The 10,340-nt window shown below is 69.3% G+C and carries 10 protein-coding genes; 7 read left to right on the top strand and 3 right to left on the bottom strand.

From position 1 onward, the window contains the following. A partial coding sequence (locus Q4I23_RS25870; RefSeq protein ID WP_498528110.1) for an AsmA family protein occupies positions 1–3,100 on the bottom strand: 3,100 nt, incomplete at its 3' end. Positions 3,101–3,319: 219 nt separating this feature from the next. Between Q4I23_RS25870 and Q4I23_RS25865 the strand changes: the two genes are divergently transcribed. Both Q4I23_RS25865 and Q4I23_RS25860 read left to right on the top strand, forming a co-directional pair. After that, positions 3,320–3,526 carry a DUF4169 family protein gene (locus Q4I23_RS25865; protein ID WP_498528109.1) on the top strand — a complete coding sequence of 69 codons (207 nt, stop codon included), beginning with the start codon at positions 3,320–3,322 and terminating at the stop codon, positions 3,524–3,526. A gap of 145 nt (positions 3,527–3,671) precedes the next feature. Further along, positions 3,672–4,511, top strand: coding sequence for a DUF2189 domain-containing protein (locus Q4I23_RS25860; RefSeq protein ID WP_454018007.1), 840 nt, complete (start codon positions 3,672–3,674; stop codon positions 4,509–4,511). Between the two features lie 55 nt (positions 4,512–4,566). On the opposite strand, the gene Q4I23_RS25855 is transcribed toward Q4I23_RS25860, so the two are convergent. After that, positions 4,567–4,755, bottom strand: coding sequence for a DUF1192 domain-containing protein (locus Q4I23_RS25855; protein ID WP_454018006.1), 189 nt, complete (start codon positions 4,753–4,755; stop codon positions 4,567–4,569). A gap of 201 nt (positions 4,756–4,956) precedes the next feature. Between Q4I23_RS25855 and Q4I23_RS25850 the strand changes: the two genes are divergently transcribed. The 5 genes from Q4I23_RS25850 (at position 4,957) to Q4I23_RS25830 (ending at position 9,991) form a co-directional block, all read left to right on the top strand. Beyond that, positions 4,957–5,964 carry an NAD(P)H-quinone oxidoreductase gene (locus Q4I23_RS25850; protein ID WP_014239920.1) on the top strand — a complete coding sequence of 336 codons (1,008 nt, stop codon included), beginning with the start codon at positions 4,957–4,959 and terminating at the stop codon, positions 5,962–5,964. Positions 5,965–6,272: 308 nt separating this feature from the next. Continuing rightward, a complete protein-coding gene (locus Q4I23_RS25845; RefSeq protein ID WP_237903946.1) occupies positions 6,273–6,890 on the top strand; it encodes a DUF1013 domain-containing protein in 618 nt (205 codons plus the stop codon). Between the two features lie 156 nt (positions 6,891–7,046). Then, on the top strand, positions 7,047–7,640 hold the full coding sequence (locus Q4I23_RS25840; protein ID WP_041810970.1) for a UbiX family flavin prenyltransferase: 594 nt from the start codon (positions 7,047–7,049) through the stop codon (positions 7,638–7,640). 57 nt (positions 7,641–7,697) lie between these two features. After that, positions 7,698–8,390 (top strand): carbonic anhydrase, encoded by a 693-nt coding sequence (locus Q4I23_RS25835; RefSeq protein WP_014239916.1) that lies wholly within the window; start codon positions 7,698–7,700, stop codon positions 8,388–8,390. 230 nt (positions 8,391–8,620) lie between these two features. Beyond that, the gene (locus Q4I23_RS25830) at positions 8,621–9,991 is read left to right on the top strand and encodes a flagellar hook-basal body complex protein (RefSeq protein ID WP_498528108.1); all 1,371 of its coding nucleotides are present in this window, start codon (positions 8,621–8,623) and stop codon (positions 9,989–9,991) included. Here Q4I23_RS25830 and Q4I23_RS25825 read toward each other — a convergent pair. Then, the coding region (locus Q4I23_RS25825) for a glycosyltransferase family 9 protein (RefSeq protein WP_498528107.1) at positions 9,981–10,340 on the bottom strand (360 nt) is incomplete at its 5' end. The genes Q4I23_RS25830 and Q4I23_RS25825 overlap by 11 nt on opposite strands.

Below are 10,340 nucleotides of genomic sequence, written 5' to 3'. Positions count from 1 at the left end.
TTATAGTCTCGTGGGCTCGGAGATGTGTATAAGAGACAGTCACGGCGCCCAGCAGCTCCTGCGGACGCTCCAGCTTGGTCAGCCGGTCGCGCAGGGCGCCGAGGTCGAAGCCTCGCAGCAGACCGTCACGGGCGCTGATCCGGCCCTGGCCGGCCAGCGCCTTGAGCATGGCGTCGCCGCCGGCCCCGCTGGTCGTCAAATTGGCCTCGGCGTCGAGCACGCCCCCAGCGATCTCCAGCGCTCCGCCGGCCAGGCCGCCGCCCACCGCCTCGGCCAGCTTGGCCTTGGACAGGGTGATGGTGGCCTCGGCGGTCGGCGTCTGATTGCCCGGAGCGGCGAGCCGCCCGGTGGCGCCGAGCTGGCCACCCATCAGGGTGCCGTCGAACCGCTCCACCGTCAGCACGCCGTTGGTCACGGTGGCGCGCAGGGCCGGATTCTCGATCCGCGTGCCGCCCTTGACGAGAGCGGATGAGGTCAGCGCGAAACGCCCGTCGAAGCGGCGCAGCCCGCTGAAATCCCCCGTCGCGGCGGGGGGCGCGCCCGGCGACGCCACGGCCGCCGGAGAAGTGGCGCCGGCAGGGCGGGCCGCGGCGGCGGGAAGCGCCGCCAGCCGGTCCAGCTCCAGGTCGCCGGTCTGCAGGTCGGCTTCCACCCGCGGCTTGCTGCCGTTCAGGTCGGCGCTGGCCTTGCCCTTGACGGTGACGCCGGCCAGCACGCCCTGGATGCTGCCCAACGTGAAGGCTTTCCGCGTCCCCGCCAGCTCCGTGTAGAGGTCCATCGGGCCGTAGGAACCGGACACTGCGCCGCCGGAAGACGGGTTATCGGTGAACAGGCTGGCCAGCCGGGCCAGCTCCGGATGCTTGGCGCGCAGCTTCAGATCGACGGACGGGTTCTTCTCGACGTTCAGCACCGTGCCGCCCGCCTCCAGCGAGCCTTCGGCCGCCTCAGCCCCCAGCTCGACCGCCAGACGCTCGGCGTCGCCCGACAGGCGGACCTGCGCCTTCACCGCTCCCAGCCGCTCCGGCGCGGGGGCGCCCTCCGGCCAGGGAACGGCGCGGGCCACGCCTTCCAGGCTGGCGGCCTCGGCGTTCAGCGTCAGATGGGCGCCGCGCAGCGGCTCCAGCCCGGCGATCTGCCCGTCCAGGCGGAGCTTCACCCCGGCGGCGTCCTGCACCGTCGCCTCCTTGATGGACAGGGCTCCGCCCGCGGCGGTGGCGTCGAGCCGAAGCCCCTGGACCGGCGTGTTGCGCACGGTCAGTTGCCCGACCGACAATTCCAGGTTCGCGTCGACACCGGCCAGCAGCCGGGCCGGTGTCATCGAGGAGCGCCCGTTGCGCGCGGGGGCCTGGGTGGCACCATTGGCGGAAGCGGGAGCCGCGGCGTTGCCACTGCCCACGCCATTGGCGGCAGGGGTGGCCTGGGGCGCCGCATCGCCGCCCGGTTGGGGCAGATAGGCGTCGAGGTTCAGCCGGTCGAGGTCGAGCCGCGCGCCGAAGGCGGGCCGCCCGCGGTCCACATAGGCGACGGCGCCGGTCAGGCGGCTGGCGTCCACCCGCAGGTCCAGCCCGTTCACGTCCAGCCGCCCCGGCCGCCCCTGCAACTGCGCGGCGACCGAGGCCCGGCGCAGCCGGTCTGCCGGAACGGCGCGGACGTCCACACGCAGCCATTCCAGCACAGCGCGCAGGTTGTCGGCGTTCGCCTCCATCCGCAGATTGACGTTCGGCTGGCCGTTGGCCGCCGCCAGTTCCCCCGCCGCCACGATGTCGGAGCCGCCGGGCAGCAGCGCGCTGACACGGTCGATGTTCAATGTGCCGCCGGTCAGGCTGGCCTCCACCCGCCCCTGGCGGATGACGCCGCCGTTGTAAGTGATGCCGTCCACCGCGAGGTCGAGCTTGGCGTCCAGCGTGTCCGGCAGGGCGAAGCCGCCGGGCGGGGTCGTGCCGCCGGTCGGGGCTGGGGCGCTGCCGGATGGAGCGCTGGGCGGCGCGCTTTTGGCCGTGTTCCCATTGCGGGCGGCAGGCTGGGCGCCGGCGTCCGAACCACCGCCGGCGCCCGCGCGGTCCAGCCAGGCGTCGAGATCGAGCCGGTTCAGGGCCAGCGTCAGTTCCGCCCTGGCCGGCGTTCCGCTGCGCAGGGTCGCCGTGCCGGTGGCGCGCGTGTCGCCGAGCTGCGCCTCCAGATTCGTGAAGCTCGCCGCGGTCGGGGACGCTTCGACCGCCGTACGGATGCCGAAGGACTGGGCGAGCAACGCGTTCGCCTTCTTGTCCTCGCCCGCGGCAGAGCCTTTGCGGACCAGGGCCAGCGCGCGGGACAGGTCGCTTCCTTCGACGCGCAGATCGCCCTGGGCGCGCGAGCCGCCGCTGCCCGGCGGGTTGGTGACGATTCCGGCGAAGCGCAGCGTGGCGTCGGTATCGGCCATCGACAGCGCCGCCCGGACCTGGACGGCGGCGCCGTCGATCAGGCGGCTGACGAACATCTCCCCGCGCAGCGGCACGCCGCGCGCCCGGAAGCTGCCCTGCCCCTGGAACGGCCCGGTGAAGCTGCCGGCGACGATGCGCGCGTCGACCTGGTCGATCACCTCCGACTGGCCGGTGCGGGCGTCGCGGTACTGGATGGTGCCGTTCTGCACCGTCACCTGATCGAAGCTGACCGCCGAGGCCAGCCCATCGCCCGATCCGCCCGGTCCGCCGCCCGCCGCACGGCCGGCGTCGGCGCCCGAGAGATCCCAGTTGAAGCGCCCGTCGGGCAGCGTCTCGAACAGGAAGGTCGGGTCGATCAGCTTGATGCTCTGCACCTGGATGTGACCGCCGAGCAGCGGGCCGAGGGCCACACGGACGTCTAGCTCCTTCAGGCGGGCCATGTCCTCCTCGGACCCGCCGGGCGCGTTGGCCAGCCGCGCGTCGCGCACTGTCAGCGCCGGGGCCGGCAGCAGGGACAGCCCGATGTCGCCCCTCAGCTCCACCTTGCGGCCCGTGGCGGCGGACACCTTGTCCGCGATCTGGGCCTTGTAGGCGTTCCAGTCGACCACGCTCGGCACAATCAGCACCGCGGCCACCAGCAGGCCAAATAGAATCAGCGCCGCGATCAGGAGTTTCTTCACCGGTTGCCCCGCCTTCCCCACCGTTCGGCTGTTAAGTCGCCGTATTCCTGCCACAAGATATCCGCCACAAGCCGCGGGAACCGCTGGCGCCCGCTCCGGTCTTCCGGGTGGCACGGGGTTCCGCTAAACTATCGTCCCGAAAGAAAACAAGCAATTTGGGCATTCCAACGGCCGAGTTGTCCAAAAGACGATATGCCCCGCCCTCAGGAGACGCGCCCTATGGCCGATGTCGTGAACCTGAACCGCTTCCGGAAGATGCGCCAGAAGGAAGAGCGTGAAAAAACCGCCGAGGAGAACCGTGTCCGCTTCGGGCGCACCAAGGCCGAGAAGCTGCGCGATCGTCAGGACGCCGAGCGCCGCAAGGCGGATCTCGACGGCAAGAAGGTCGACGGCGAAAAGGCTGGCGGCGAAAAGGCTGGCGAGTGACCGCCAAGCCCATGCTTTGGTATCGCTTTTGTGACAATTAGGTATTCAAACAATTCGTCCATAAGACAATCTGGAACGCAGCGGGTCGCTTTGCTACACTCCCCCCTCACGAGAGGCGCAATGGGCAAAGGGGAGGACCATCAACATGGTCGACATGTCGTCTCACCGCGGTGCGTCCCAATTCCATCGGCCGGTCCGGCGCAAAGAACCCTCCGAATTCCACAAGCCGGCATCCTATCTTCCGCGAATCCGCAGCGTCGACGTCGACCGCCCCTGGGTGTGGCTGAGCGCCGGCTGGCGCGACATGTGCGCCAGCCCCATGATCAGCGCCGCCTATGGCCTGCTGGCGGTGCTGTCCAGCCTCGCGCTGGTGGCCGTGCTGTCGATGCAGGACATGCAGTATCTGGTCCTGCCGATGGCGGCGGGGTTCATGCTGCTGGGGCCGGTCTTCGCCGTCGGCCTCTACGAGACCAGCCGCCTGCTGGAGCGCGGGGAGACGCCGACCCTGATGAAGGTCGTCGGGGCCTACCGCCGCAACGGCGTGCAGATCGCCGGGATCGGGCTGGCGCTGATGCTGGCCATGCTGGCCTGGATCCGCATCGCCTTCCTGCTGTTCGCGCTGTTCTTCGCGACCGAGCCGCCGGCCTTCGACCAGCTCGTCGACCGCATTTTCTTCTCGGCCCAGACGATCCCGTTCCTGCTGACCGGGACCATCGTCGGCGGCGTCATCGCCACGGCGGTCTTCGCCATCAGCGTGGTGTCGATCCCGATGCTGCTGGACCGCGAGACGGACAGCTTCACCGCCATGGCGACCAGCGTCGCGGTGCTGCGCGAGAATCTGCGGACCATGGCTGGCTGGGCTTTCCTGATCGTGCTGTTCACCGCGGCGGGGATGGTCACCGGCTTCCTGGGGCTGGCGCTGGCCCTGCCGCTGATCGGCCACGCCTCCTGGCACTGCTACCGCGATCTGGTCGGCGCGGACTGAGATTTCACGGAGCGACGCCCCTCTCCCATCCCGGGCGAGGGGCTTTTTCCGTTCGTCAGGACGGCTTCTTAAAGAAGGCTTCGGCAGCGTTCTTCTGCGCCTCCTTTGCGGCGATAGCGGCGCGGGCGCGGGCAATCTCAGCCTCCAGCCCGGCGATGTAGTCCTTCAGCTCCGCCACGCCCAGCGCGGTCAGGTCCTTCAGCGCCGGCTTGGCCTTGCGCGGCTCCAGATCGTCAATGTCCATTGGGCTGCTCCTCCCGCGTTCGCGCATCCCTGCCCCGCACCGTCCGCTTCCCGCACGTCGGAAAGGCCGGCGGGGCGTGCTTGTCAGCGCCGGTGCGGAATTCTAACTTTGGGCGCCTGCGGACACAAACGGCCCGGCCGCCCGGAGTGGCGACAGCCGGATTGGCGGACACCGCGTCAACGAGGAATGGGGGAAGACACCATGGGCATCGCCCTGCCGGACAGCATGACCTGCGTCGAGATTTCGCAACCCGGCGGTCCGGAGGTCCTGCGCACCGTGCAGCGTCCCGCCCCGGTGCCCGGCCCCGGCGAGGTGCTGGTGGCGGTGGAGGCGGCGGGCGTCAACCGTCCGGACATGCTGCAGCGCCAGGGCCGCTACGACCCGCCGCCGGGCGCCTCCGACCTGCCCGGCCTGGAGATCGCCGGGCGCGTCGTCGCCATCGGCGAGGGCGTCACGGAGTGGGCCGCAGACGACGCGGTCTGCGCCCTGATCGCCGGCGGCGGCTATGCCCAGTATTGCGTGGTCCCGGCGCCACAGCTCCTGCCCGTGCCGAAGGGCTATGGCATGGTCGAGGCCGCCGCCGTGCCGGAGACCTTCTTCACCGTCTGGACCAACGTGTTCGAGCGCGGCGCGCTGAAGCCCGGCGAGACGCTGCTGGTCCATGGCGGCTCCAGCGGCATCGGCACCACGGCCATCCAGCTCGCCAAGGCCTTCGGGGCCAAGGTCTTCACCACCGCCGGCAGCGCCGAGAAGTGCCGTGCCTGCGAGGAGCTGGGCGCCGACCGCGCCATCGACTACAAGACCGAGGACTTTGCCGCCGTCATCCAGAAGGAGACCGGCGGGCGCGGCGTCGACGTGGTGCTGGACATGGTCGGCGGCGACTACATCGCCCGCGACATCGGCATCATGGCCCCCGACGGGCGGCACGTCTCCATCGCCTTCCTCCAGGGGCCGAAGGTCTCCATCAACATGTTCCCGGTGATGACCAAGCGCCTGACCCTCACCGGCTCCACCCTGCGCGCCCGCTCGGTCGAGGAGAAGGGCCGCATCGCCGCCGCCCTGCGCGAGAAGGTCTGGCCGCTCCTGGAAGGCGGCACGGTCAAGCCGGTGATCCACAAGGTCTTCACGCTGGAGCAGGCGGCCGAGGCGCACGCCCTGATGGAATCCAGCGCGCACATCGGCAAGATCGTCATGACGGTTGGCGGCTGACCGTCGCCGCACCGGCGATCCATTGGATTGCGAAGGGAATTCCCCGGTTTCACAGCCGGGAATTCCCTTTCAAGTAATTTTTTCGCTTCATTCTTGTTCCCGGACAGCCGGGTGGGCTTGCTAAAGCGCGCCAAGACGGTTAGCAGAGGGATCGGTGTCCGGGTTTTCCCGGCCGCCTGCCCGAGCACGCTTACATCGACCGGTTCCGGCCCTATATGGAGGGCGAAGCTCGGGACCATCCGGTAAAGTATGGCCGATCGCGCCACCCGCCAGCGGGTGCGGTCGGGTTGGAGTTGTCAGGAGGGACGATGGCACTGCCCTTGATGCCGAAAGCGACGGCCGTCTGGCTGGTCGAGAACACATCCTTGACCTTCGAGCAGATCGCCGCCTTCTGCGGCCTGCATTCCCTGGAGGTCCAGGCCATCGCCGATGGCGAGGTGGCGGTCGGCATGGTCGGGCTGGACCCGGTGGCCAATGGTCAGTTGACCAAGGGCGAGATCGAACGCTGCGAGCGCAACCAGGATCTGCGCCTGAAGCTGCTGGTCCCCGACCTGCCGCTGCCGGCGGCGCGGTCCAAGGGGCCGCGCTACACCCCGATCACCAAGCGCGGCGACAAGCCGGACGCCATCGCCTGGCTGCTGAAGCACCATCCGGAGCTGTCGGACGCCCAGCTCTGCCGTCTGATCGGCACGACCAAGCCGACCATCGCGGCGGTCCGCGACCGCACGCACTGGAACGCCCCGAACATCAAGCCGCGCAACCCGGTTCTGCTCGGCCTGTGCACCCAGCGCGAGCTGGAGGAGTCCCTGGCCCTGGCCGTCCGCCGCGGCGGCGTCCCTCTGTCGCAGGAGGAGCGCGAGGCCCAGGACGGCGAGGACGGCTACGGCGACGAGTCGCCTTATTCAGAGCGGGAAGAGGCGCGCTGACGCCGCCTTACCGGCCCCTCTCCCCCGGCGGGAGGGGGGCTTTTTGCTTTTAAGCGCCGGGTGCGGCCCGTCCCTCCGCCCCCGGCGCCGGACCCGTGAAGAGGTCCATAGGACCGCGCTCTGGACGACGCCCGGCCCGCGCGCTACTTCTTCGGCATGACTGCACCCTCCCGTCTTGTCGTCGGCATCAGCGGAGCCTCGGGCGTGATCCTGGGCATCCGGCTGCTGTCCGTGCTGCGCCGGATCGGCGTCGAATCGCACCTCGTCGTCAGCCGCTCCGCCGAGGTCACCCTGGCCCATGAAACGGACATGAAGGTGGCGGAGCTGCGCGCTCTGGCCGACGTGTCCTACGCCGCCGCCGACATCGGCGCGGCCATCGCCAGCGGCAGCTTCCGCGCCATGGGCATGATCGTCGCCCCCTGCTCCGTCCGCACGATGAGCGAGATCGCCACGGGCGTGACCTCCACCCTGCTGACCCGCGCCGCCGACGTCACGCTGAAGGAGCGCCGCCCGCTGGTGCTGATGGTGCGCGAGACGCCGCTTCATCTGGGGCACCTGCGCACCATGACCCAACTGGCCGAGATGGGCGCGGTGATCGCTCCGCCGGTCCCCGCCTTCTACAGCCGCCCGCAGACCATCGACGATCTGGTGGACCATGCCGTCGGGCGGGCGCTGGACCTGTTCGGGCTGGACGCGGGCATCGTCCGCCGCTGGGGCGAGCCGGCGCCTGCGGAGGTTCTGGAAACATGACCCGGCCTGGGCTATACCGCATCCGCTAAATCCCGACCGAAGAGGGGTATCAGAACGATGCCACACACCCGCGACCAGGACGTTCCGATTCGTCAGCTTCTCGCCGGGATGAAAGGTTTCCGCGCCCGCTACTACGAGCGCCGGCCCGACAGCATGCGCCAGCTCGTCGAGGAGGGGCAGAAGCCCAAGATCCTGATGATCGGCTGCTCCGACAGCCGCGTCGATCCGGCGCTGCTCACCCAGGCGGAGCCGGGCGAGATGTTCGTCGTCCGCAACGTCGCCAACCTCGTCCCGCCCTACCAGCCGGACGGCAGCTACCACGGCACCTCGGCGGCCATCGAATACGCGGTGCGGGTGCTTCAGGTCAGCCACGTCATCGTGCTGGGCCACGCCCTGTGCGGCGGCATCCAGGGGCTGATCCGCCTGCGCAAGGGCGAGCCGGACCAGAACGACTTCGTGTCGCCCTGGGTGTCCATCGCCAGCGCGGCGCTCGATCCCTACATCCCGCCCGCCCAGGGAGACACCGACGAGGAACGGCGCAAGGCCGAGTTCGAGCGCCTTCAGCAGAAGCCCGACGTGATCGAGCGCGCCGCCGTCCGCACGTCGGTGGACAATCTGATGACCTTCCCCTTCGTCCGCGAGCGGGTGGAGGCCGGGACACTGGAACTGCACGGCTGGTGGTTCGACCTGGACAGCGGCGACCTGTGGGCCATCAACTCCCAGACCAAGATGTTCGAACCGGTCGATTGAGACCGGTGAGGGGGCCGGCGGGTGGGCGAAAGCTGCCCAGCGCAGGGTGAGGAGCCGCCTCCGCCGGGAAATTTCTGCCCATCCCTTGGTTTCCGCGGCCTGAACAAATCCCTCCCCCGCCACGGGAGAGGGTTGTTTCAGCGGCTCCCCGCTTTCTGGCACGACGGTTGCAGTTCTCTGCGCGGCGCGTTCCAACGGACGTGCGTCGATGGGAATGAGGCGGCCGGACCATGGGCATCACCACGATCTTCAACAATGGCGTTCTCGGGCTGACGGCGCAGAACCGCGCCCTGGGCACCATTTCGAACAACATCGCGAACGCCTCCACGTCCGGCTTCAAGGCGTCGGAGACGCAGTTCTCCGACTTCGTGCTGAGCGACCGCACCGGCAACAAGGACCCCGGCAACGGTGTGCGCGCTTTCGAGCGGTTGGACCACAGCGGCGGCACCGTCACACAGACCGGCGTCACCACCAACGCGGCCATCGTCGGCAACGGCTTCTTCCTCGTCCAGGACCTGGATGCTCAGGCCGGCACGACCGCGACCACCGCCCGGACAAGCGACGATTCGGTCTTCCTGACGCGGTCCGGCGACTTCTCCCCCGACAAGGAAGGCCGTCTGGTGAACGGCGCCGGCAAGGCGCTGATGGGCTTCAAGCTCGACCCCGCCAGCGGCTCCGGCTCCTTTGGCAGCCTCAGCAGCATGACTCCGGTCTCGCTGAGCGGGCTGCAGGACTACCGTGAAGCCTCGACCCAGGCGTCGCTGAACCTCAACCTGCCCTACGACCAGCAGCCGGTGACCGGTCAGATCACCACGGCAAACACCACCGGCGTCGTTCTGAACATGGTCGACAAGAACGGCGCCGACGGGGCGATGGCCCTGCGTTTCCTAAAGACCGGGCAGGCGGACGACGGCACCTCGACCTGGCAGGTCTTCAACGCCGGAGTCGTCGGCGCCGACGGCAAACCGGTGGGCAACGGCAACGTGAACGACCCCACCACTTGGCAATCGCTCGGCACGCTGAACTTCGCCCGCAACGGCACGCTGACCGGCGGCCCAACCGGGAGCCCGGCGACCCTGACCCTGAACCCCGGCGGCGACTTCGCCCAGACGACGCTGGATCTCGGCTCCTATGGGAAGATGACCAACTCCGTCACCACCATCGCCGGCATGGATCTGGGTATCGTCCAGGGCAACAACGGCATCCGCGCCGGCACCTATCAAGGAGCGGAGCTGACCGAGGACGGCTTCGTCGCCGCCAACTTCCAGGGCGGAAAGCAGCGCTACATCTACCGCATCCCCGACGCGACGGTGATCAACCCGACCGATCTGGAAAGCGTGTCCGGCACCATGTTCCGGACCAGCGCCAATTCGGGCGCCATCCGCCTGAACTCCTTCGGCAATCTGACCAACGAGACCGGCACCAGCGCGCCGAAGACCGTCGGGGCGTCGCTGAGCACGGCCAGCGTCGAGGGCTCCAACGTCAAGATCGAGGAGCAGTTCACCACGCTGATCCAGGCGCAGCGCACCTACTCCGCCGCCTCCAAGCTGGTGTCCACCGCCGATGAGATGACCCAGGCGACGATCACTCTCAAGTCGTAAGAGCCGCGGCACGCAGCGCGTCGGCGACGCGCCCGGCCACCTCCGTCCAGTTGCCGACGCGCGTCTGGCGGAACAGGCGGGCGGTGGGATACCAGGGGCTGTCCTCCCGCCCCAGCAGCCAGCGCCAATCCGGCGACAGGGGCAGCACCACCCAGACCGGCACCCCCAGCGCCCCGGCCAGATGAGCCGGGCCGGTGCAGGAGGAGATCACGAGGTCGAGGTTGCTCATGATCGCCGCGGTGTCGGCGAAATCGGCGATGTCCGGCCCCAGATCGGTGAAGGAAGGCGGCATCGCCACCCCTTCCAGACTGTCTCTTATACACATCTGACGCTGCCGACGATTATACGC

Source organism: Azospirillum sp. UFLA03-27, assembly GCF_059803775.1.
Note: the sequence above shows the minus strand (reverse complement) of the source record. Positions and strands in the feature narration are given on the sequence as shown.